Annotated in this window: 25 protein-coding genes and 1 pseudogene; 21 read left to right on the top strand and 5 right to left on the bottom strand. The window is 40.8% G+C overall.

Annotation, left to right across the window (positions count from 1 at the left end; genetic code table 11):
- Nucleotides 1-64 precede the first annotated feature (64 nt).
- From NSQ55_RS22185 to NSQ55_RS22165, 5 genes are all read left to right on the top strand, one after another.
- Nucleotides 65-730 carry an amino acid ABC transporter permease gene (locus tag NSQ55_RS22185; RefSeq protein ID WP_076186917.1) on the top strand — a complete coding sequence of 222 codons (666 nt, stop codon included), beginning with the start codon at nucleotides 65-67 and terminating at the stop codon, nucleotides 728-730.
- The gene (locus NSQ55_RS22180; RefSeq protein WP_339169145.1) at nucleotides 711-1,388 is read left to right on the top strand and encodes an amino acid ABC transporter permease; all 678 of its coding nucleotides are present in this window, start codon (nucleotides 711-713) and stop codon (nucleotides 1,386-1,388) included. The genes NSQ55_RS22185 and NSQ55_RS22180 overlap by 20 nt, the downstream gene beginning before the upstream one ends.
- A 22-nt stretch (nucleotides 1,389-1,410) precedes the next feature.
- On the top strand, nucleotides 1,411-2,166 hold the full coding sequence (locus NSQ55_RS22175) for an amino acid ABC transporter ATP-binding protein (RefSeq protein WP_076134604.1): 756 nt from the start codon (nucleotides 1,411-1,413) through the stop codon (nucleotides 2,164-2,166).
- A gap of 19 nt (nucleotides 2,167-2,185) precedes the next feature.
- A complete protein-coding gene (locus tag NSQ55_RS22170; RefSeq protein WP_339169143.1) occupies nucleotides 2,186-3,061 on the top strand; it encodes a transporter substrate-binding domain-containing protein in 876 nt (291 codons plus the stop codon).
- 120 nt (nucleotides 3,062-3,181) lie between these two features.
- Nucleotides 3,182-3,493 carry a hypothetical protein gene (locus tag NSQ55_RS22165; RefSeq protein WP_076194804.1) on the top strand — a complete coding sequence of 104 codons (312 nt, stop codon included), beginning with the start codon at nucleotides 3,182-3,184 and terminating at the stop codon, nucleotides 3,491-3,493.
- A gap of 85 nt (nucleotides 3,494-3,578) precedes the next feature.
- Here the strand turns inward: NSQ55_RS22165 and NSQ55_RS22160 are convergent, their stop codons facing one another.
- Together NSQ55_RS22160 and NSQ55_RS22155 are read right to left on the bottom strand one after the other, a co-directional pair.
- Complete coding sequence (locus NSQ55_RS22160; RefSeq protein ID WP_038572647.1) at nucleotides 3,579-3,791, bottom strand: hypothetical protein; 213 nt, start codon at nucleotides 3,789-3,791, stop codon at nucleotides 3,579-3,581.
- A 247-nt stretch (nucleotides 3,792-4,038) separates the two neighbouring features.
- Nucleotides 4,039-5,484, bottom strand: a complete 1,446-nt coding sequence (locus NSQ55_RS22155) for a hypothetical protein (protein ID WP_339169139.1) — start codon at nucleotides 5,482-5,484, stop codon at nucleotides 4,039-4,041.
- Nucleotides 5,485-5,569: 85 nt separating this feature from the next.
- Here NSQ55_RS22155 and NSQ55_RS22150 point away from each other — a divergent pair, with 85 nt between their 5' ends.
- The 6 genes from NSQ55_RS22150 (at nucleotide 5,570) to NSQ55_RS22125 (ending at nucleotide 10,602) form a co-directional block, all read left to right on the top strand.
- The gene (locus NSQ55_RS22150) at nucleotides 5,570-6,181 is read left to right on the top strand and encodes a DedA family protein (protein WP_076130264.1); all 612 of its coding nucleotides are present in this window, start codon (nucleotides 5,570-5,572) and stop codon (nucleotides 6,179-6,181) included.
- A gap of 150 nt (nucleotides 6,182-6,331) precedes the next feature.
- Nucleotides 6,332-6,685 carry a VOC family protein gene (locus NSQ55_RS22145; RefSeq protein ID WP_076186911.1) on the top strand — a complete coding sequence of 118 codons (354 nt, stop codon included), beginning with the start codon at nucleotides 6,332-6,334 and terminating at the stop codon, nucleotides 6,683-6,685.
- 291 nt (nucleotides 6,686-6,976) lie between these two features.
- Entirely contained in the window at nucleotides 6,977-7,696 is a 720-nt protein-coding gene (locus NSQ55_RS22140) for an SDR family NAD(P)-dependent oxidoreductase (protein WP_076130262.1), read from the top strand.
- A gap of 256 nt (nucleotides 7,697-7,952) precedes the next feature.
- Complete coding sequence (locus NSQ55_RS22135; RefSeq protein WP_076186909.1) at nucleotides 7,953-8,456, top strand: DinB family protein; 504 nt, start codon at nucleotides 7,953-7,955, stop codon at nucleotides 8,454-8,456.
- Between the two features lie 322 nt (nucleotides 8,457-8,778).
- Nucleotides 8,779-9,924, top strand: coding sequence for a hypothetical protein (locus tag NSQ55_RS22130; protein ID WP_339169135.1), 1,146 nt, complete (start codon nucleotides 8,779-8,781; stop codon nucleotides 9,922-9,924).
- 327 nt (nucleotides 9,925-10,251) lie between these two features.
- Nucleotides 10,252-10,602, top strand: coding sequence for a DUF6678 family protein (locus NSQ55_RS22125; protein WP_218641827.1), 351 nt, complete (start codon nucleotides 10,252-10,254; stop codon nucleotides 10,600-10,602).
- Between the two features lie 103 nt (nucleotides 10,603-10,705).
- Here the strand turns inward: NSQ55_RS22125 and NSQ55_RS22120 are convergent.
- From NSQ55_RS22120 to NSQ55_RS22110, 3 genes and pseudogenes are all read right to left on the bottom strand, one after another.
- Nucleotides 10,706-11,180 (bottom strand): annotated as a pseudogene (locus NSQ55_RS22120) (hypothetical protein).
- A gap of 82 nt (nucleotides 11,181-11,262) precedes the next feature.
- Nucleotides 11,263-11,670 (bottom strand): VOC family protein, encoded by a 408-nt coding sequence (locus NSQ55_RS22115; protein WP_076279218.1) that lies wholly within the window; start codon nucleotides 11,668-11,670, stop codon nucleotides 11,263-11,265.
- Nucleotides 11,671-11,750: 80 nt separating this feature from the next.
- Entirely contained in the window at nucleotides 11,751-12,611 is an 861-nt protein-coding gene (locus NSQ55_RS22110; RefSeq protein ID WP_339169131.1) for a LysR family transcriptional regulator, read from the bottom strand.
- Between the two features lie 183 nt (nucleotides 12,612-12,794).
- Here NSQ55_RS22110 and NSQ55_RS22105 point away from each other — a divergent pair, with 183 nt between their 5' ends.
- The 10 genes from NSQ55_RS22105 (at nucleotide 12,795) to NSQ55_RS22060 (ending at nucleotide 23,746) form a co-directional block, all read left to right on the top strand.
- Entirely contained in the window at nucleotides 12,795-13,976 is a 1,182-nt protein-coding gene (locus NSQ55_RS22105) for an MFS transporter (RefSeq protein WP_339169129.1), read from the top strand.
- Between the two features lie 276 nt (nucleotides 13,977-14,252).
- The gene (locus tag NSQ55_RS22100) at nucleotides 14,253-15,176 is read left to right on the top strand and encodes a helix-turn-helix transcriptional regulator (protein WP_076218443.1); all 924 of its coding nucleotides are present in this window, start codon (nucleotides 14,253-14,255) and stop codon (nucleotides 15,174-15,176) included.
- Between the two features lie 249 nt (nucleotides 15,177-15,425).
- Nucleotides 15,426-16,403 (top strand): phosphotransferase, encoded by a 978-nt coding sequence (locus NSQ55_RS22095; RefSeq protein WP_339169126.1) that lies wholly within the window; start codon nucleotides 15,426-15,428, stop codon nucleotides 16,401-16,403.
- Nucleotides 16,404-17,504: 1,101 nt separating this feature from the next.
- On the top strand, nucleotides 17,505-18,323 hold the full coding sequence (locus NSQ55_RS22090) for a helix-turn-helix domain-containing protein (protein WP_076194965.1): 819 nt from the start codon (nucleotides 17,505-17,507) through the stop codon (nucleotides 18,321-18,323).
- 23 nt (nucleotides 18,324-18,346) lie between these two features.
- Nucleotides 18,347-19,522: an MFS transporter gene (locus NSQ55_RS22085; RefSeq protein ID WP_076184230.1), complete on the top strand. Its 1,176-nt coding sequence runs from the start codon at nucleotides 18,347-18,349 to the stop codon at nucleotides 19,520-19,522.
- 253 nt (nucleotides 19,523-19,775) lie between these two features.
- Complete coding sequence (locus NSQ55_RS22080; protein ID WP_339169124.1) at nucleotides 19,776-20,234, top strand: hypothetical protein; 459 nt, start codon at nucleotides 19,776-19,778, stop codon at nucleotides 20,232-20,234.
- A gap of 734 nt (nucleotides 20,235-20,968) precedes the next feature.
- Nucleotides 20,969-21,823 (top strand): hypothetical protein, encoded by an 855-nt coding sequence (locus tag NSQ55_RS22075; RefSeq protein WP_339169122.1) that lies wholly within the window; start codon nucleotides 20,969-20,971, stop codon nucleotides 21,821-21,823.
- 178 nt (nucleotides 21,824-22,001) lie between these two features.
- Complete coding sequence (locus NSQ55_RS22070) at nucleotides 22,002-22,445, top strand: GNAT family N-acetyltransferase (protein WP_076279211.1); 444 nt, start codon at nucleotides 22,002-22,004, stop codon at nucleotides 22,443-22,445.
- 95 nt (nucleotides 22,446-22,540) lie between these two features.
- Entirely contained in the window at nucleotides 22,541-22,981 is a 441-nt protein-coding gene (locus NSQ55_RS22065; protein WP_081386470.1) for a DUF6678 family protein, read from the top strand.
- Between the two features lie 183 nt (nucleotides 22,982-23,164).
- Nucleotides 23,165-23,746: a TetR/AcrR family transcriptional regulator gene (locus tag NSQ55_RS22060; protein ID WP_076184227.1), complete on the top strand. Its 582-nt coding sequence runs from the start codon at nucleotides 23,165-23,167 to the stop codon at nucleotides 23,744-23,746.
- Nucleotides 23,747-23,767 lie beyond the last annotated feature (21 nt).

Here is a 23,767-nt window from a genome sequence, read left to right as displayed (position 1 = left end):
AAGGTTTAATGTAAGATTTTGATAATTATTAGAAATTAAGAAAAGGGGATCGGGTTACTCAGATATGAATTTAGACTGGGAGTTTATCTACGAGAGTTTGCCGCTTTATGGTGAGGCGATGTGGCTGACAGTGAAGCTAGCGTTGTTAGCTATTGTATTCTCACTCCTTATTGGATTACTGTTCAGTATCGTCTTGTACTATAAGGTCAAAATCGTCAGTGATGTTATTAAGATCTACATTGAGCTTTCACGGAACACCCCTTTACTTGTGCAGCTCTTTTTTCTTTACTATGGCTTACCTAAGATCGGAATTCACTTTAGTGAAATGACCTGTGCGATTGTAGGCATGACATTTTTGGGCGGGAGCTATATGACGGAGGCTTTTCGAAGTGGGTTCGAGGCAGTTAGCCAATCGCAGATTGAATCAGGTCAGAGCATTGGACTGTCTAAGCTGCAGCTGGTCAGATATGTTATTTTTCCCCAAGCCTTTGCGATAAGTATTCCTTCTTTAGGGGCAAATGCGATCTTTCTGCTGAAGGAGACCTCTATTGTAGGTGCCATTGCTTTAATGGATTTGATGAATGTGGCAAAAGACTTGATCGGCATGCATTACAAAACAGCGGAGTCTCTGCTCCTTCTGGTACTCGCCTATTTGGTGTTAGTCCTGCCCTTATCGCTTTTATTGACTTGGGTGGAAAGGAAGGTGAGATATGCAGAATTCGGGGATTGAGGTGCTTTTTGAAGGTTCTAATTTCGAACGATTATTAGGGGGCTTACTTGTAACGATTGAAATTTCATTTCTCTCTATTGGAATCGGTACGTTATTAGGGATCGTTATGGGATTGCTCCGGACGCTGGGATCGAGGCCATTAAGGTTTATATTACGTCTTTATTTGGAGACCTTTAGAATTATTCCGATTCTAGTGTGGCTGTATGTAGTACATTTCAGTTTCTCTCCATTACTTCATATCGATATCAGCGGGGAGGCTACCTCTATATTGGTGTTCAGCTTATGGGGAGCTGCGGAAATTGGCGATCTTGTTCGTGGAGCTATGCAATCTATGCCAAAACATCAGGTGGAATCTGCCAGGGCGCTAGGTCTGAGCAGCAGTCAACTTTATCGGCATATTTTGATCCCGCAGGCTGTACGCAGAATGCTGCCGGGAATGATTAATCTTGCCACACGAATGATCAAGACAACATCACTGGTGGTGCTGATTGGAGTGATTGAGGTGGTAAAGATCGGGCAGCAGATCATTGAACTCGGCGTGATAAAAGCGCCCACCGCTTCATTCTGGGTATACGGCTTTATCTTTATATTATATTTTTCTGTATGTTTTCCGTTATCCAGACTTTCGAAAAAAGTTGAAAGCAGATGGCAAAATTAAGGCTTAGGAAGGAACGGTTGTAATGGCAGATTCCGGAGAACTCCTGCTGGAGGTTACACAATTACACAAATATTTTGGAGAGCGAAAGGTTCTGGACGGCATTGAATTGCAGGTCGAAAAAGGAGAAGTAATCGTTATTCTCGGTCCCTCTGGCTGTGGAAAAAGTACGTTCCTACGTTGTCTTAACGGTTTGGAACCGGTTCAGGAAGGCGCGATACAATATCGTGGGCAGAACCTCGCGGGGGCTGCTGTAGATTGGCGTGAAGTTAGGCAGCATATCGGAATGGTCTTTCAAAATTATGAGTTATTCCCGCATATGACGGTTATGGATAACATTCTTCTAGGCCCTCTGAAAGTACAAAAGAGAGAGCTTAAAGAAGCAACGCAGCAAGCGGAACAGCTCTTAGAGCGGGTTGGGCTGCTTGAGCGTAAACTGGACTATCCACGCCAGCTTTCCGGTGGACAAAAGCAGAGAATAGCTATAGTAAGAGCTTTATGTATGAATCCGGAGATTATGTTATTTGATGAAGTGACAGCATCCTTGGATCCGGAAATGGTTCGGGAAGTGCTTGATGTCATCTTAGGGCTTGCTCAGCAAGGAATGACGATGATCATCGTGACTCATGAAATGGGGTTTGCCAAATCGGTTGGGGATCGGATCGTGTTTATGGATCAAGGCAAGATATGTGAGATCGCTGCCCCGCAACAATTTTTTACCCACCCTGCGACAGAACGTGCCCAGCATTTTCTGGATATATTTCAGTACGAAAAATTATAGAAATAGGAGAGGAAGAGAAATGAAGAAAAGTTTGAAATGGCTAACGATGCTGGTAGGTGTAAGTATATTATTGATGGGATTGGCTGCTTGCGGAAATAGTTCGGATAACAACGGAAACTCAGCATCTTCTAAATTCACTTCTATTGAACAGCTAAAGAAGAAAGGGAAGATTAAGATCGGCGTATTTGCAGACAAACCACCTTTTGGTTATGTGGACGCTGAGGGTAAAAACCAAGGGTTTGATGTGTATATTGCCAAACGCTTTGCCAAGGATCTGCTAGGGGATGAATCGAAGGTTGAATTTGTGTTAGTTGATGCTGCCAGCCGCGTTGCATATCTTGAATCGGGTAAGGTTGATATCATTATGGCTAACTTTACGGTCACCGAGGAAAGAAAAGAAAAAGTGGATTTTGCTAATCCGTACATGAAATTATCCTTTGGGATCGTATCCCCAGACAGTGCTCCAATCACTTCCATTGATCAATTAAAAGGGAACAAGCAAAAGCTCATTGTAGCTAAAGGTACGACAGCGGAAACCTATTTTACCAAAGAATATCCGGATATTGAATTGCTCAAATTCGATCAGTACACCGAGATTTTTGCAGCGCTTAAAGATGGTCGGGGGGCGGCAATCGCTAACGATAATACAGAACTCATTGCTTGGGCTAAATCGAATCCTGGATTTACGGTCAGCATTCCTGCTTTCGGGGGTCAGGATACAATTGCTCCAGCAGTGGCAAAGGGGAATAAGGAATTGCTGGACTGGATTAATACAGAACTTGATATCCTTGGTAAAGAACAATTTATCCATCAAGCCTATAAAGAAACCTTAAATGAAATTTACGGTGAAGGATATACCGATGAGCTTGTCGTTGAAGGCGGGAAAATTCAGTAACGGATTGGGAATAACATTGTGGGGGCATCTGAGAAGATGCCTTTTCTACAGATAGACTATTGCAATTTCTATAATGCCGAGTATAATACTGGGTATACACAGAATAAGGAGTCGGTGAAAATGTCTGTCGATGATTATCTGGATCTTCTAAACTACGCCAAAGCAATTAACGATGGACAGTGGCAAGCTGACATCATAGATCGTTTGAATAAGCTGAGTAAGAATTCTCATGCTGAGACAACAGAACAAAGTGTGAAAGAGCTGTGGATTCAATTCGACGATATAAATGCAATATTAATGGATTTATTTAATAAGCTGAGGGAAAGTGCGGATCCAGTAGAGCAGTACCGGTGGAAAGAGAAAGTCTGGGAGTTAAAGCAGGAACGGATTAATCTATCGAAGAAGATTCAGAGTAGATATATCAGGATATAATTTAAGCTCACATTGTAATAATAAATAGAAAATAAAAAAAGGCATGCAGTTAGTCTGCTCTGCCAAACTTACGATGGTCTATAGGCTACTTAGACATTTGCATTCCTTCGCGCATCATTGTCATACACATAGTCATCATTTCATCGCAGTCCTGCATTTTTTTCATCATCATATCCATGTTCATATCCATCATGCCCATTTCAGACATTTTTTCCATGCCCATCTTCATACAGTTCATCTTAGACATCATATCATCCATACACATGTTCATCATCATTTCCATACACATCTTGTCCATTTTTAATTCCTCCCTTCTTTTAAATTACCTTTCTTCCATAAAATACTATACAATTAAGGAACAATCAACGCTAGATTTGATATTTTACTAACTTATTTTTCTTATTTGTCGTAATTATGTATATCCTTACCATGCGGATGTTATTAATCAGAATACTTATTTGCGGATCGGTGACTATAGGCTAGATTGCCTCAGGTCAGCGTTTTTTTTTGCGTTCTACAGAGTGAGGAATTAATGAGCCGGATCATCACTCTGGGATAAACGAGAAGACACTGCCATAGGTCCCCGTAAATACGGGCTGACCGAATTTTTGTGTCCATTCCTTGAGTAGTTTATAGGAGACCTTTTTGCTCGTAATTACATAATCGGGCTGATCGTAATTAACGATCTCGGGAAGGTATTCAGAGAATCCGTGCATCGAGCGTTCAAAAGCAGTCCAACCCAATACGCCAAGAGAATCTTTTGTCACGAAGGGATCTTGTCTGCCATCACATAACACATCTCCCCCTCGAAACATGACATAGCCGGATGAACCGTAGTGTGCGAGAACTTTCGGACGTGTACCTTCAGATGTATGCTGTAGAATATAGTCCATTTCATCGACAGGATATTTTTTGGCGTCAATAACTGGTGGTACAAGGAATAGATAAGCAATGTTTAGCAGCAGGCCAACTGCCAGTAACCCGCGTAATGTACTTTGTCGGACTAGAATACCTGTTTTGGTGAATTCAGGAAGCACATCAAAAAATACAGCCGCAAAATAGGGGATGAACAGCCACATAAATAGGTTTTGCTTGAAGTTTGATACACCGAGGTATAGAATCCCAAGCATAAGAAAAAAACGGAACGGTTTACGCTGGAGTGCAAAAGGAAGTGTGCAGGCAAAGAACAAAAGCAATAGTAAGATGGGCAAGTTCTCCAAGCTATTGAACCGAATCGGCTGCCATTCATTGATCAGCAGGTTAAAGTTCTTTTTCGTAACTGTCAAAATAAACAAGAGACTTTTTACGCCGCCTGGATTTAGAATGCCAACGAACCAGACGAGACTGAAGACTATGATTTTACGCCCATTCAGCGTTTTTTGGATCAAGGATTCAAGCAGAGCCATCCCTGTAAATACAGCAATTACAAGCCATACTCCTGCATGAAAATTGGCAATGGCAATAGAAAGAGCAATCATCGCAGCGGCATATTTCTTTTGAGAACTCATTTGATATTCACGTAAATATACGAAAAACCAGATAATCATAAACGAAGAGATCATCTGTGGACGGCCTTTGAAATAATTATAATAAATCCAGCAAGAAATTAGCAGCACAAAAGGGAGCAGGAGAACATGGTCTTCTTGAAGTCCCAGTTCTTTGCGTGAAACCTTACCCAGCCGAAGCAATCCGAGCACTAAAAAGAACAAGCATACAGCGGTCAAAATATACACACCTTGCCATCCAAAAGCTGCATAAATCGGGGCAACGAGCAGCTGGAATCCGAATTCATGAGGGACGTAGGGCAGCTTATCTCCGTAAAAAGTATGTATGGCATGATGTAGAACTTGTCCGTGCTCGATCATATATTGTCCTAGCTCTATATGCCAGAAGGTATCGGGATCATTGTAAGAAAATTTAGGGAACATCAGCAAGATAGCGGCTATAACGAATATGCCATACAAAAATTTGTGTATATTGAATTTCATCATTATTTTGTTTTCCCCCCGTTTTTTGTTCAATTATAACGAGACTTTCTTAAGGAATAGTAAAATTTATGAAGCGGAGTGAACACTCATGCATCAACTATTTACGTGGATATCTGAATCCGCGCTTCACCTTGTTAATTCTATGGGTATTTGGGGCATATGGTTAGGGATGATTCTAGAGAGTGCCTGTATCCCCATTCCCAGTGAAGTGATTATGCTCAGCGGTGGGTGGCTGATTGCGCAAGGCTCGCTTACTTTTATGGAAGTTGCTGTTGCTGGGATATTCGGAAACCTACTGGGTTCCATCATTGCCTACTATATTGGTAAGGCTGGTGGACGCCGGTTATTAGAAAAATACGGAAAATATATTCTCCTAAATGAGCATCATTTGGAGCAATCGGAGCGTTGGTTCGAGCGTTATGGAGAGAGTACCGTATTTTTTACTCGTATGTTGCCCTTTATTCGTACTTTTATCTCACTGCCCGCAGGGGTTGCTGGAATGAAAGCTTGGAGATTCATAACATTTACAGCACTCGGCTGTATCCCGTGGAACTTAGCTTTGATCTATCTGGGATACCGCTTAGGTGACAACTGGGGTATCGTGGAGCAATTTATTCGCCCAATCAGTTATACCATTTGCGGAATCGTGGTGCTTCTTGTGTTGAGGTGGTTAGTACGGAGATTTCGTAACCAGACTTAATGCCAGTTCTTCGGGTGTTTTCTGCTCGGTGAGCCTCCGCAGCTAAATATGGATAAATAAAGGTCAGGAACGTCGAGGCTAGAATTAACTGTTATATGTTGAATGCATTCTATATTCAAGGATAATCTACTTATGTCTGGGAGGTTTGAAATGAAGGTCAAACGAATCGTCGCCAATATAAACACGAAGGATCTCACGGCAGCTAAATGCTTTTACGAGGATGTGCTCGGTCTTGATTTAATGATGGATCATGGTTGGATTAGAACTTATGGTTTAGACGAGGAGATGAGTATTCAGATTAGTTTTGCCTCACAGGGTGGCTCAGAAACGCCTACGCCTGATCTATCAATTGAAGTCGATGATGTCGATGCTACATTTGAAAGCATGAAGAAAGCTGGATTTCCGATAGAATATGGGCTTGTTGATGAGCCTTGGGGTGTTCGGCGATTCTATGTCCGCGACCCGTTTGGCAAACTTATCAACATCCTTGAGCATAGACATTAGAAGAGTGGTCACGGCGTGCAGAAATCTTGATTGTTAAACTATCGAATAGCGATAGCTAAATGATGACATAAGGCAGCCGGTCAGTGGATCGGCGTCTTTATTCAACTAACGGGCAGGATAGTTGAACATAATCATGCTTAACCGTATTATAAGTAAGTATAAATTCATTGTTGAGGGAAGCGTCATATAAAAATTCAATGTTCTTGGTGATTCTTATATTGAATGATTTTCAGCATTCACTGTGAATTTAATGATTAAATGCAGAGATAAATCATATCGAAAGGATAACTTATGAGAAATTTTATTATCTTCGGAGCAAGTAAAGGATTAGGTGAGGCATTCTTCAAAGGATTGCCAGAAAAAGGTGATCGTGTTTGGGTGGTTTCTAGAACTTATCCTAACAATTTAAATCTTGAAGATGGTGTACAGAAATATTGGATTGAGGCTGATTTAGCGAAATCTGATGCAAGCAAGCTGATTGCGAATACAGTAAATGACGTTACAATAGACGTATTAATATATAATGTAGGGATATGGGAGAGCAAAGGCTTCAGGGATGACTATGATTTTGAAAAAGATGACCCAGCTGAAATCGTCAACATCATTAATGTAAATGTTACTTCAGCTATTACCTGCATACAGAAGCTTTTACCGAATCTAAAAAAGTCAGATAACGCAAAAATTTTCTTGATTGGTTCTACGGCAGGTCTTGAACATAATGATTTTACGCAAGTTTCATTTGTAGCTTCTAAGTTCGGTTTGCGTGGTATTGGAAATTCTATAAGGGAGCATGTAAAAAAGTATGGGATCGGTGTGACTTGTATAAATCCTGGTGAAATTGCAACCCAAATTCCATTGGAAGATGGAATTGAGAAAGTCTTGTCTGCGTATGGCGGTACACAGATTCCTCTTCAAGATATTGTTTCTTTAGTTAAATGCTTAATGAACCTTTCCAAAGCCTCTTGTGTAAAAGAAATAAATATTCCAGCAATGTTGGATACAAATGCGTAATCAACTCCATTGAGAATGATAGTGCAAAAAAGCGAGATTCTAAGAAACCACTCCATAGTAAGGAGTGGTTTTCGCTTTATACATGAATGTGTAAAGTTTGGTCAAACTCTAATTTATGCTTAGATATACTACGGTGAGCCGTATCATAAATAACGGTTGAGTTAACGGGGGTAGTTTAAGTAAATGTAAATATTTACTTGCGAACTAATGTTCGGTACAATAAACTTGATTCCATTACAAAAAGGAGATGTTGGATATGTATAAACACATTAAAGATTTTGCCGCAACTTGGCAGAATGAAACGGAAGCAACAATGCGGACACTGGAGATGCTGACGGACGAGTCTCTTGGTCAACAGATAACAAGCGATCATAGAACGCTTGGACGTGTTGCATGGCACCTTGTACAGACGTTGCACGAAATGCCATCTCGGACGGGACTGTCTTTCGAAGGACCAGGCGAAGATATGCCGGTGCCAGCTTCGGCAGCAGACATCGCGTCAGTCTATAAGAGGACCTCACAAGCGCTCCTTGATGCTATACAGTCCAGTTGGAAAGATGAGAATCTGCTTATCATGAGCGATATGTATGGTGATCAATGGCCAAACGGCTTAATGCTGGAAATTCTCGTAAAGCATGAGATTCATCATCGTGGTCAGATGACAGTACTGATGCGTCAGGCAGGCCTTAGTGTGCCGGATCTTTACGGCCCGACAAAAGAGCAGTGGGCCGAGTATGGAGCGCTACCTCCAGTAATTTAGAGTAAGATTATATCCGCTTTGGCCGTTTGGCTATAGTGGGATTTATAAGTATTTTATCATAGGATTGAAAGTGGTGGCTTGAATCATAGACAAGAGGATACCATCGGACTGAAACTGTTGATTCTATTGAACTAACGGGAAACAATAGCTTAATCTAAAACGAAGGTAGCTGGTCTATATGAACGGCTACCTTCGTTACGCTAAAGGACACATTTCCCCTTAATCTATATAGAGTTGAGGATGAGAGAGCAGGAAATCTCACATCAGCTAGGGAATACCAATTATGGATTTATAAATGTACATGAAAGGTTGATCTAAGTTTATGAATGACCATAATCTCACCTTCGTAGCCAAAGCGAAAATGATGCTTGTATACCCTTTGCTGCTTGCCCTGATCGTTATACTTGTGGTCAGTAGCCTTACTGCCTGCGATAATTCCACCGCAGGCAAGACAGCAAGCAAATCTGCGCAGCCGACTATAGTGACACCTGTGGTAGCGCAAGCATCGGGCAGCATTTATTTGTACGGTGAAGCACACGGCGTAGCCAAGATATTGGACAAGGAATATAAATTGTGGTCTCAATACTACCACAACGAGGGCATGAGGCACTTATTCGTCGAGCTGCCCTATTTTACCGCCGAATACTTGAATCTATGGATGCAGTCGGACAATGACGATATTTTAGAGGAGATTTATGATGATTGGGAACGGACACGTAGTCACAACCCTGATGTCAAAGAGTTCTACAAAAAAATAAAGAGCGAGTGTCCGGAGACGATTTTCCACGGCACAGACATCGGGCATCAATATGAAACTACCGGGAGCGGCTATTTATCTTATCTTGTGGCAAACGATCTGGGAGAATCGGAGAAGTATACTTTAACAATGGAAGCGATCCGGCAAGGCCGTGTTTTTTACAGCAAAGAAGACGGCGTATATCGGGAAGACACGATGACGGAAAACTTTATTCGCGAATTTGAGAAGTTGGGCAATGAGAGCGTTATGGGCATTTACGGCTCAGCGCATACCGGGCTTGATGAAATGGACTATAAGACCCAATCCATCCCTTGTATGGGCAATCAATTACAGGAGCATTATGGCGATAACATTTATTCTGAGAACCTAAGTTGGATTGCTAAAGATATTGAGCCATCCAGAGTAGATTACATCTCCTTACAGGGCAAGGAATATGCAGCATCTTATTTTGGTAAGCAGGATTTGAACGGGTTCAAGGATTACGCCTATCGAGAATTTTGGCGATTGGAGGACGCCTATGAAGATATCAAAGACCTTCCACTGGTGGACAATTATCTTCCTTACGATAACTATCTGATGCCGATAGAAGTAGGCCAGGTATTTGTGGTCAACAGCACCAAAACAGACGGTTCAGTGCAAAGAGATTACTATCTGTCTAGCGGCCAAGTTGTGGAGGGTGTGAACTCAACACAACAATTCACAGCAGAGTGACGATCAGTAATATGATGATTATCTCAAGTACAACACGCTCGCTCATGCATCGGGCGTTCATAAAAGCTAATTGGGAAAATTGTCACGTGCCGAAAATGAGTGCTCGGTTGATATAAGAGTGGCTCCAAAATTCACCGCTTCAACCAAAGTGGTGAACCGTAGGTATGGGTAAGTTTTTTACTGATTGCATTACGCTAACGGGACATGTTAGTTCAATAAACATGATAAGGCAGCCCGTCAGTCAATGCGATCAGCTGCCTTCATTCAACTAACGGGCAGTTTTGTACAAGAAAAAATGATGAACTGGAATAAACACGTGCAGTACTGATGGATGAAAAAGGTGAATATATGGATTCAAATGAACTAAAACCTTTAATGAACAACACAAAATGGGAAGAAATAAGACAAGCAATGCTTAACTATGCCTTTCCAACCAAATGGAGGACTAAAGACATTGATACTGGCTATATCAGCCTTTGGGATGGAGATTGGTATTACCATTTTTCAGATGGTGGTTACAAATTTATTGAGTGGTTAGAAATTCATGCTGAAGATGACTCGATAAATGCTGATTTAATTCAAATCTTGAAAAAAATACATGTTCCAGGTGAAGTAACTACCGACTCCATCATAATTTATGGATATAACAAAACTAATGAATTCATTGATTATATATAATACGCTTCACCTCAATGCTTCCAAACACAAAGTACAGTTTGACCATTAAATGTATATCTGTATATAAAAGAAAAAACACTCCTGACAATGGAGTGTTTTATTATTATTCAAATTTATTTGAAGTCCATGTAGCAATTCCATTCATTGGACATGCAACAACTAGCCAGTTATCAGATTCTACTCCCACCTGCCAACATTCATACTTCTCATGAAAACCAATAACAAATAGTATGCTACCTGATTCAAAGCTTATAATTAAATGTGGAGTGCTGTCTCCCAATTGTATATCTATAATCTTTTCACGTCTCACCTTTATGATCTGACTGTATTTTTCTTCCTCAGAAAAATCTGCAATTTGGCTTTCATTACTAGGGTATTGAGAGGGAACTGAATCAAATATAGTCCACTTTGATTCAATGTTCAGGTACATTTGACCAGCTAAATCATCGAAGCCTTCATACAGTTAAATAAACTTGAGTAGCACCACTTGATACTCCAAATCTAAGACCATCAATTTTTGCCCCAATACAAAGATGTTTAAGAACTCGTTCAGCGAAGTCCCTATTTTCTTTATTCATTCCGTTCCCCAGCTCTTTTCATCAACGTATACGCCCGAATCATTACACCATATCTTGGATTTGTTGGTGTTGGCTTTTCGCTTCAAATTTCGCGTTTTGGCATTTTGCTCTCATCCATGTACAGCAGATTCCAGCGGTGACCGTCCAGGTCGGCAAATCCTGCGCCGTACATCCAGCCGTCAGTTTCACTTGGCTTGCCAAAGATGTTTCCTCCGGCAGACTCTGCTTTTTGGATAAAAGCATCTACTTCTTCTCTGCTTTCAGCACCAATGGAGAAGATTACTTCAGCGCTATGGGAAGTATCTGCGGTTTTTGAACCAGTAAATTTCTCAAACGCCGCATCCGGGAACAGCAGAATTGTTGTTTGACCTATTACAAGCTTAGCTCTCTCGTTCCCAACACTCACCGCTTGGAATCCAAGCTCATTGAAAAAGGCAGTTGACCTCTCAACATCTTTGACTGGCAGGTTAATCCAAATCTCCTGTGACATGGCTGTAGCCTCCTAATATATTTTCATTCCTACTATACTCTACTTCTGGCAGCAGAAGCGATCTCTTTCGCAACTCACCTTTAATTGAAATACTCGATAGTTTTCTCAATAAATGACTTTGCCGATTTTGTCAGAAAACGGTCGGACCGATGAATGATCTCAAAGTGACGATATGGCGGATCGTCTGTAATTCGGATGCAGCGTAATGTTGGTTCATTCATTGCTTGGATCAAACGGTAAGGCAGCAATGTTCCTCCGACGTTGGCTTTCACCAAGCTAATAATGGAAGTTGCCGAACTGGTCTCCATTATCGTATTTAAGCTGAATCCATATTTACGGCAATAGCCATCAACCAATTCTCTGCCTGTAAATCCTTCGGGGAACATCACAGTTTGGATATTACGCAGTTCCTGGATTCCAATCGTGCTTCGTTCAGCCCAATCATGATTCTCAGAAACGACAAGTACATATTCTTCACTGCACAAGGGAATGCGTACAAGCCGATCATCTGGAGCAGAGGTGATCTCGATCCCGATGTCTACTTCATTATCCAGTACTTGATTCAAGACGTAGATCGATGAGATAAGCTTCAGCTGCACCTTGGGGAATCGCGTATGAAAATTCACGAGCAATGGGGTGAGCCGGTAGTCCAGATCGGAAGGGAGAACACCAATTACCAACCGACCTCGTTGATCATTGCGTAATTCAGCTAACGCATCCTGGGTATTCTGTAAATGCCGAATCATCTGTACACAGTGCTCCAAAAACAGATTTCCTGCTTGAGTCATCACAATCTTTTTGCCGACTCGGTCAAATAAGGGAACTCCGAGTTCATCCTCAAGTGCGCGTATTTGTTGACTCAACGTAGGCTGAGATATGCCAAGCTTCTCAGCTGCTCGTGTAAAATGAAGCTCCTCACACACAGCAATGAAGTTTTCCATCTGACGAATCTCCATATGAATGACCTCTAATCATTGGTTTTAGTAATCATTTTAATAGAAACTATAGTATTGTTCAATCATTGTAATGATTCTATACTTAATCGTGCACCTCCCAAAGATCTGTTATTAACAAATAGGATCATGGGAGAATGCATCGATACTACTACCATGAGGTGATTCATAATGAAACTTTTTTATATCGTCTTGGCGCTTATCCTGGCTTCACTGAATTTACGACCACCCATTACATCCATTTCTCCTCTAATGAGCATCATTCAGAATGATCTGGGTATAAGCGGGATTACCGCCAGTTTGTTAACCACACTTCCGGTATTATGCATGGGCATATTTGCTCCGTTCTCCGTACGATTAAGCAGAAGGTGGGGAAATGAAGGCGCAATTGTTCTGGCTTTAATCCTCATTGGGTTAGGTACGGGATTACGATGGTTTGTTGGTACAACTCCTTTAATGATGTTCACTTCTTTTCTTTCCGGTGTGGGGATTGCATTGGCAGGGCCGCTGTTGTCCAGCTTCATTAAGCAGTACTTCCCTGATCGAGTGGCATCCATGGTGGGTATTTACTCTACAGCGATGGTGATGGGGGCCAGCATTAGTGTGGGACTATCGGTCCCGCTACAGCATACGCTGGGTGCTTCGTGGAGAGGCTCGTTGGCTGTATGGGCATTACTGGCAGCTATTGCATTGCCGATCTGGTTGAGACTAGCCAGGGCTGCTCGCACAGATCGCCAATCCGGTAAAATCTCGAGTGTACTTAATGCACCACTTCCGGTGAACAATAGACGTGCCTGGGTGCTGACATTATTCTTCGGGCTGATGGCAGCGATCTTCTATTCGTTGACCGCTTGGCTTGCGCCAGCAATCCAAAGCCAGGGGTATAGCCAAGAGACTGCCGGCAAAATCCAAACTTTATTTACATTGATATCGCTGCCCTCTACTTTGTTTATTCCGATGCTTGTACATCGTTACCAAAGACGTGTATTCTGGCTTGTCGGGTGTGCTTTATTGGAGTTGATGGGTGTCCTGATGCTGAACCTATCCGTTAGCCCCTGGCTCGCGGCGATTCCACTCGGTATTGGAGCGGGTGGGCTGTTCCCGATTGCACTGATGTTGCCCATTGATGAAACAAGTAATGCTCAAGAAGCTAGTAGCTGGTCCGCAATGACCCAATCTGGTGGCTACATTCTCGGAGCGCTCGGGCCGCTAGCGATTGGCTGGCTCCACGATGCAACAGGCAGCTTCGTTCAAGCATTCTATGGTTTGGCTGTAATCATCGTGCTTCAGATTATCGTTCAAATGGCTATAGGAAATAAAAAAAGTTCTCCATCCATTTCTCGTGTCCATTAAAGATTCCGTGTGATAGCTTCATGTTGATCAATTAGTGAAGTTGTGCTTGCATGGACCTATGAACGTACGTGGTGTAATTCAACTAGCGGGCAGGATAATGGAAATGAACTGTAGAAAAAACCTATAAATGAAAGTGACAAAAGTGGAGAATTCTACCGACAGTTGAATAAAGCGCCTATGAAAATTCAACCACCGCTTGATAGGATTGCGTTTGAGGAAATGCTATGCTGTTTTCGACAGTGCGCACTGTACATTTTGTTTTATTGGAGGTATACAATGCTCGACTTGCGTAAAATTGGAGCTTATATTTCGAAGCTTCGCAAAGACCAGGATTTGACCCAATTGGAACTTGCCGACCAACTGAATGTAAGTCATCAAGCGGTATCGAAATGGGAACGGGGCGACTCACTACCGGATATCGGAACGCTTCCGCAGTTTGCGAGGTTATTCGGCAAAACGGTAGACGACATTTTAAATGCAGGAGACAACTCAGAAAATCGGGAGCACCAGCACCTAGGAACGATCGTTGAGGAGATCGCAGAGAACAGGCCGGACCAAGTTGCAGAGATGGTCAATACCGGTGAGATGAAGGTGGAAGAGCTTGTAGAAGTAGCACCGTTTGTAAAAGCAAGCGCTCTGCATAAGGTTACAGAACGATTAGACAGCAGCGTCCTTAAGTTAGACGTGATCATGCGGCTGGCTCCGTTCCTTGGAACAGATACATTGGATGAACTGGTTCGTCAGGCAGAAGAGGGCGAAATTGTGTGGAATGCCATTACTGGACTCGCTCCGTTCGTCAGCAGCGACACATTAAGCCGACTGGTAGATAAATCGATTGACGGTTCCTTAGAAGTGCACAATCTTGTTGGAATTGCCCCGTTTCTTGAAAGAGAACATGTAGATCGGTTGGTTCAACAAGCAGAAGAGGGTAGCTTGAGCTGGCATTTCGTTCAAGGGCTGGCACCCTTTATTAGCAGAGAAACGTTAAGCCGCTTGGTAGACCGGGTTGCAGATGGCACTATTGATGCGAACCGGATCATAAGCCTCGCACCTTTTCTGGACAGGGAAAATCTCGAGAAGTTAATTAGTGGAGTCGAAGCTGAACATCTTAGCCCAGATCTGCTGGCAAGCCTTGCTCCTTTCGTCGATCAAGGGACATTGAGTAGAATGGTGACAAACTTATTAAATAAAGTAAAGTAGACACGTATATCGGAGATTGGTGATGCATAGGCAATGGCGTTAAGCTAACGGGAAACGCTAGTTCCATAAACACGATAAAGGCAGCCCGTCAGTAAATGTGATCGGCTGCCTTTATTCAACTAACGGGCAAGTTACCTTAATAAACTAAGTGGTGGATAAAATATAAATATAAGAGTTCTCTCCCGAACTATTAGAAAAAGTCATGGTACGATGTCCTTATTCGGTTGTTTCAGGGGGAGTGAGGAGAACATGTTAAATACTCATGATGTTGCAATAGAAGCATTAACTTGTTATTCGATTACTTATCAATCAATAGCTCATATTGGCCAAAATGCAAACACCATCTATAAAGTGACAGATAAGGAAAGCAACTGCTATAGTTTGCGGATACATCTATCAAAAAATGATTCGATGGAAAGTATTTGGTCTGAGGAAAGAGTCATTCATTCAGAAATGATTTGGCTGGAATCATTAATAAATGATACTGATCTGGTGTTACCGTCACCTATAAAAAATAACATTGGTGAATATGTTACTAAGATAGCTGACATGAACTGTACATTGGTAAAATGGGTAGAGGGTGAGCAAAAACAATTTGTTCCAACAGTCAATGATGCCGAGTACGTAGGCGAATTGATCGGAAAGCTTCATAAACAATCATCTATTTGGAAGGTTCCGCAATCATTTACTAGACCATCCTTTGATATTACTAGAATTTCACAATCATTAGAAAAGCTCAAACAGCTTGCCGACGGTGGTGAGATCAATAAAAATGATGTGGGAATTCTGCAATTGGCCGGTGAGCGTGCAATTTTAATGATGAACGATATAGAAAGAACACCTGGCGACTGGGGGATAATTCACGCAGACTTGATTCCAAGTAACTTTGTGTTTCATAAACAAGAAGCTAGAGCCATTGATTTTGGAGCTTGCGGGTTCGGATATTATTTATTCGATTTAGGTTGGACACTTTCTTATATCCACCCAGCGTTCAGAAGCCAGTTGCTAGAATCATACGCCAAACAATTCGACCTGCCTCATAACTATGTTCAACAGTTAGAAGGCTTCTTTGTAGCGGCCCAACTCGAAACAATGAATTTTTGGCTTGGGTTGCCTGAATCTAATGAGTGGTTACCCAGTCATATTAGTAAATTAGCAAATCGGGAATTTAGGTTATATGTAAATAAAGAAGAATTTCTTTTTAGTGGGACTCCTTACTGGGAGTAGTTTGTTCCACTAACGGGAAACGTTGGCTCAAATCACGATCAGCCAGCTGCGTGATCGGCTGCCTTTTGCTCGATCTTGATCGTATCGGACCGTATTGCAGCTATTTCAGCATATGGTTACATATTGCGAAGGTTTCGGACTGTATAACTCTTATTGCCCTTGATTTACGTAGAAAAGAAGTACATTTGAGCGAATAGCTGCAACTGAGTCCGATAGTATGGCAAAACGAGCTGAATTATGGAAATAAGAGCAACTGAGTCCGAACAGTTGGGTGAAAAGAACGCCGCCTGCCAAATTTGCTCCTAAACGTGCTACCTAGTGCTTAAACTAGCCGTCTACAGCTCAAGCTATCTACTCCGTGCGCGGAATTAGCTACCTATAGCCCAACCTAGCTACTCCGTGCGCAGAATTTGTTACCTGTTGCTCAAACTAGCCGCCTATGTCTCGAAACTAGCTGCCTTTTGCGCGATCTTGATCGTATCGGACCGTATTGCAGCTATTCCAGCATATGGGTACATATTGCGAAGGTTTCGGACTGTATAACTCTTATTGCCCTTGATTTGCGTAGAAAAGAAGTACATTTGAGGGGATAGCTGCAACTGAGTCCGATAGTGTGGCAAAACGAGCTGAATTGTGGAAATAAGAGCAATTGAGTCCGAACAGTTGGTGAAAAGAACGCCGCCTGCCAAATTTGCTCCTAAACGTGCTACCCAGTGTTTAAACTAGCCGTCTATAGCTCAAGCTATCTACATCGTGCGCGGAATTAGCTACCTATAGCTCAACCTATCTACACCGTGCGCGGAATTAGCTACCTATAGCTCAAGCTATCTACACCGTGCGCGGAATTAGCTACCTATAGCCCAACCTAGCTACTCCGTGCGATAATTGAAGGATGGGCAAAGGTGAAAACGTTTATTGGCTTATAACGCACCAACTAAACCTTGGAAAGAAGCTTAATATAAATAAGAAGGCAGCCGATCAACACGATCAGCTGCTTTTGTTCATCTAAGAGTAATTTCTCAAATAAATAAAAGCATCCTTGACTTTCCCCTGCACGGGAAACTGTATACTCACTTTATGTTATAGATTGGAGATGATATTTTGTTCAAAATCAGTGCATTTTCTAGGCTAAGCAAGGTATCCTTAAAAACACTGCGTTATTACGACCAGATTGGCATACTAAGGCCGAAAAAAGTGGATCAGGATACGTGCTACCGTTACTATTCCGCAGATCAGCTCCTTGAGCTCAACCGAATTTTAATCTATAAGGAATTGGGTTTTACATTGCCTCAAATTAAACAGCTGCTTCAGGAAAATATTTCATTAGAAAATATTCAAGGCATGTTTAAGCTGAAAAGAAGCGAAATCCAGCATATCATCGATACGGAACAAGCTAAACTCGTCAGGATTGAGGAACGTATGCAGCTTATAGAAAAAGAGGGGCAATTCGAAACGGGTCAAGAAATCAGAGTCAAAGCAGAGGGTGCTCAATTGTTTCTTTATCAGAAAGCATGCGGGAAAGAAGAGGACATTCCGGATTTGCTTCGTCAATTTGATCAGTTTATAACGACGGAAAATCGTCAATTCATTCAAGGCCCTCAGGTTGTTTTGTGGAAAGAAGTCGAAGGAAAAGAGGATGAGTTTGAGTTTGAAGTCGGGTATTTTTTAACCTGTGAGCTGCGATCATTTCCAGAACCGTTTCAGCTACGGACTCTTCCTCCTGAACCGATGATGGCCACAATGGCTTTTCATTCAAATACTAGTTTTGATTGTGCGGCCTGTGTTCATTTAGCTAAATGGATTGAGAAAAACAACTATCAGATCAAGGAGAACGAACCGGGCAGGGAGTTATATTTACCGTTATCTCCAGAACGAGATGCACAATTCATAGAAATACAAATTCCCATTATAAATAGATAACAGAAGAAGTGGAGTGGGGGAAATTGAAAAATAAACGGATCATTTATATTCTGGCACTGGCTGTTTTTCTGATTGGAACCATTGAATATATTATTACAGGAGTTATTGAGATGATCGCTGTGGACTTGGGAGTATCTACTTCTGAAGTTGGATTATTGGTGACTGTGTTTGCCCTCTCTGCAGCCATTGTCGCTCCGGTTTTGATTGCATTAACGATCAATGCAGACCGCAAGAAACTACTAATGACCACCCTAGGTGTGTTTATTGCCAGCAACGGACTTATGTTTGTAGATCTTGCTTATGAAACAGTACTATGGATACGTATTATCCAAGGGGCTAGCGGAGGAATCGCTACCGTTGTAGCCATGGCAATAGCGACCCGACTCGTTGAAAAAGAAAAAAGGGGCAATGCCATCGGTATCATTTTGATGGGGCTTAGCAGTTCACTAGTGCTTGGTGTTCCTGTGGGAACATTTTTTAGTGAGCTGTTTGGATGGAGAGTGCTATTTGTTTTAATCGGATTATTAAGTATTTTTCCATTACTTATCATCTATAAAAAGGTACCGGCAATCAAAGAAGAGGAGAAGGTTACCCTCAGAATGCAGCTCTCTATTTTAAAAAATCCAACCATTCTGATGGCCTTGGTTATTACGTTATTTTATGTCGGCGGCTATTCTACACTGTTTACTTATATTACGCCTTTCTTGCAAGCCACGTCCTCTCTTTCCATGACCGAAATTAGCGGTGTTCTGTTCCTGGCGGGCATTTGCAGCTTTGTCGGATCAAGGCTGGGCGGACAACTGGCAGATGCAAAGGGATCGAAATTTACCATTTGTCTCGGGCTTCTGTTACAAGGAGCGACTCTGCTTTTATTTGCTCTAGCCGGAGTCAATCTGTTGGTTTTAATCTTGGTTTTAATGATTTTTATGTTAGCAACGTGGAGTATTTCCCCGGCCCAGCAACTATATCTGGTTACTCTGGCGCCTCGAAATCCGGACATTGCTCTTAGTGTAAATACTTCGTTCATCCAATTTGGCTTTGCACTGGGATCTGGATTAGGAGGGTTAGTCATCAGTCGTACATCTGTCCTATATTTGAATTGGCTGGGTTTTGCCGCTGTATGCATAGCTTTACTTCTTGCCCTCTTACTATTTAAAAAAATGAGCAGTAGGACTAAAACTACTATGGTTATTAAATAAGAAATGGATTGGGAAACGACAAAGAGAACCTTTTCGCTGATTTTTGGTTTGACTGCGATAACCTCAAAGAATTTATTTTTGAAGTCGAATCACATGTCGATTCATTACCTGAACTTTACGCTAACGTGAAACGATAACACAATAACGACACACAGGCAGTCGGTCAATGGATCGGCTGCCTATGTTCAACTAACGGGCAGAATACTTCCAATATGTGGTATTCTAAGGTATGGGATTTGAACAGGGGGGAGCCATGTTGACGGAAATAAAATATCCAGTTAAGAATCCATCCAGAATTGGAACTATTATAGGCATGATTGCTCTTATATCGAGTCAATCTATTCTTGGATTGAGATTATGGAATCAGAGGGGGGGATTCTACACTTCGTTAACTGTGGTTCTTTTGTGTTTAGTTTTATTGTTACTCACATTGTACAGAACATTTTTTAAGAAACCAACGGAGTTATGCCTATCCAATGAGCAAATTATATTAAATGGAAATATGATTAATCCAAAGGATATTAAAGTGATAATGACCAGGGGGTACTTTAAACCTGTTATTGGGATATTACCTTACAGGAGGAAGATCGTCCCATTAGATATGGCATTTAGGTATTCAAAGGATGAAGATAAAGGTATCTCGGATTTAGAGAGTTGGGCAAAAATGAACAATGTTAAGATGGTCAATAAATCGTTTCAAACGTGGATATAAGTGTATTCAAAAGCACTATTCGGCAGTTAAATGCGGTATATATAGTACGATTATCCATAAGAGATGAGGTGCCTTTATCAAGAAGAAATATGCTTTTCTAATCGTTTCCATATTATTATTTGTGATGGCTTATACAAAACCAAGTAGTCAATATTATGATAATTACCTCCATAAGGTTCACGGTCTTAAATGTGACAGTTCCGAAAGCTCAAATTGCTTTCATACTATTAATGACTTGAAATCATCAAGTCTCACACATCAGATTATTTTTATGACAGCAGAAACAAAAATTTTTGGAGAGGCAGATAACAAAATACGAGTAATAGGTATTTTCAATCATTTTTTTGTGATAGAAAATCGTCTTCATCCTAAATCAGATAATAACAATAATATCGAAGTTCCGTTAAACTAACGGGCAGGATTGTTTAGAAAGTCCCTGATTGTATTTACCTATGCTTACTGTTAATCTAAACAATAGAGATGCTAACAAAGGAGCATAAACCTTATCATGTGGAATACTCTGTAAAGATTAACAATTTGAAAGAATGCCTGAAATAGTGATTACACTATTTTATTAGGTGTGCTTTTCTTTAATCTTACAGGGTATGCAGGGAAAGGTGTATCATATACCATCCTGCGGATACCTGATGGTATTCGCTTTTATTCGTGGGAAAACGCATCTCTATTGATTCCTACCTGTTTATCCTTCTACTAGCGAGTGGAGGAACTTTATTATGCGATCGAAATTAGTCTTGATTGAGGGAATGCCAGGATCTGGTAAAACAACAACTGCTCAGCTCGTTCATGAAATTCTTACGGAAGTGAACATTACATCCCAGCTATTTTTAGAAGGTAATTTGGAACATCCTGCTGATTATGATGGAGTCGCTTTCTTTAAGAAAACTGAATGGGATGAATTATTGAATACCCATAAAAAGTTTAAAGATTTGTTGAGTAATCTAATGATTCAACAAGATAACGATTACTTCCTAGAATATCGGAAAATAAAAAGTGAAGTCTGGTCAAGTTTTCCAGATGAATTGCATCGCGCAGTTTTTAAACATGATATTTATGAATTGCCGCTAGATCAAAATAGGAAACTGATAACAGAACGATGGACGAAGTTTGCGGATCGTGTTTTGTATGGCGCAGACACCTTTGTTTTTGATTGTTGTTTTATACAAAACCCTGTAACTATAGGCATGATTAAACATGGTGCGAAGAAGGAAGACGTTATAAGTTATGTTATTGAACTGGCAACAATTGTAGAGCGGCTGAATCCATTGTTGATATACGTACAGCAGAATGATCTTGATCATTCTTTCAGAAAGGCTGTAAAGGAAAGACCTCAGGAATGGTCAGAGGGATTTATTGAATATTACACGAACCAGGGGTATGGAAAAACACAAAATTATAAAGGGTTAGATGGAACACTGCAGGTTCTTAAAGCAAGAAGGGAACTAGAAGAAGAGATTTTTACCAGATTAAACATTACCAAGATAAAAGTTGATAACTCTTCTTATAATAAAAACGATTATAAGCAAGTTTTAGAGGGCATTTTATCAGAATATTATAAATCAACAAACTAATGAGAGATTGGATTCTAGGGATTGCAGGCTGAAAAAGAGGCAATCTATAAAGCTTACGGGAAACGATAGCTGAGGAGCATTGCCATGGCAATGCTCCTTTTTTATTTGTTGAAGTAACGGGCAGGATTGCTTCATCCACTGTCGAATCCTTTGCTTGAATATTTCTATAAAGGAGGGGATGGAAATTAAGATACGAGAAGTTGTAGCAAATGATTATGCTGAAGTTGTTTTTTTATGGAATGATGTACTTGGTGTTCGCAATGTTAATATTGAAAATTTTCGAGTTACTATGGAAAACATGAATAAGGCTGGGAATTATAAAACATTCGTTGCATTATTTGAAAATGAAGTGGTTGGTTTTGTCACTATAGTTCAGGCGTTATCCGTAGGGTCTTCGAATGGTTATCTACATATTCAAGGGCTTGCCGTTAAAAAGGAATTACAGCATAGTGGGATAGGTACAGAACTACTAAGACACACTGAGAATTATGCTAAAGAAATGGGAATATCAAGTATTATTTTATGTAGCGGATTTAAGCGAACCGACGCCCATGCTTTCTATGTGCATAATGGCTATGACAAAGATTCATACTGCTTTGATAAGATTATTAAACTTGACTAATTTTAAATTAATTTACCGGGAAACGTTAACTCAATAATGACACACAGGCAGGTCAGCGTGGGATTTATGTTGTTTATTCAGGAGGATTTTTGATTGTGGGTTATGAACAGGATTTTAAAAAAAGGGTACATGAAGTTATTAAACAGAAACAACTATGTTCAGTTATGAATGACACTAAGTGGGGAAACTTACAAAGTGATGTACTAAATAAACTACCTTTTACCCCTCCATATCAAGCTAAGTATGTCTTAGACGATATACTTTATCCAGAGAACTTCGAAAACGACGTCTGGTATTTAGGGGATTGGATAGAAGGACTTTCACCTTTTTTTTCTGTAGAATGGATACGGGTTAGACCAAGGTATCAGAAGCACAAGGGGAATCTGCTTCCTCCTGAATTAATTGACATAAGTAAAGAATTTCTTTCGATTTTACATGAATTAAGAATTCCGTATAGAGAAGAAAATAATACATTTTTTATTTATGGATATATATCAAATACAGACTCACTTTTCAAAGGTAATCAATTAAGCTAACAGGAAACATTAATTTAATAAAAACATGTAAGCAGCCGCTCAAACAACCGGCTGCTTTTTCATTTAAACTTGGTTTGATTCCGGATAAATAAAAGTTGCAAAAAGGAAAAAGATTGCTATACTAAATTTAAACGTTATTTTAAATGTCATTTAAATTAAAGGAAATATACTTGGAGGTTGCGTATGGAGACAGACAAAAAGTTGGAAACAAAAGAGAAGATTATGCGTGCCACACTGGAGTTGACCAAACAAGAAGGCTTTGAAAGGATCACTATAAAAAAAATTGCAGAAGCCTCAAGCACGAATGTCGCTCTAGTTAACTATTACTTTGGGTCCAAAGAAAACTTGTTTAGCGAGTCCATCAAATTGATATTGAACAGCTTTCAGCATACCTTTGCCATACTTGACGATTTCTCTATATCCTCACGAGATAGATTGAGGCAATTTTTACTGGATTATTTGCAAGTGATCCTTCAATATCCCGAATTGCTCTCCAGAATCATCCTGATGGGCAAGACCGTTTTCTCCTCCCAGCATGAATATGGATCATTTTTGAATCTATTAGGGTTTCCTAAGATACAAAATACTTTAAGAGAGTTAACCGATGAACAGCAACCAGAACACCTGATGACCATGACGATGCAGATTTTTGGAGCGCTTTTTCTACCGGCACTTATGAGTCCTATTCTAGAAACAGGAGCTTCCGTGAAGATTGCACCTATAGAGGAACAGATTGACCTGCTCTTTGCAAGATACTTTCATTAATAAACTCAGATTGAGGTGATT

Origin of the sequence: Paenibacillus sp. FSL H7-0943 (assembly GCF_037963265.1) — a bacterium.
Lineage (GTDB): Bacteria > Bacillota > Bacilli > Paenibacillales > Paenibacillaceae > Paenibacillus_AQ > Paenibacillus_AQ odorifer.
This window is presented reverse-complemented; position numbering and strand designations above follow the sequence as displayed.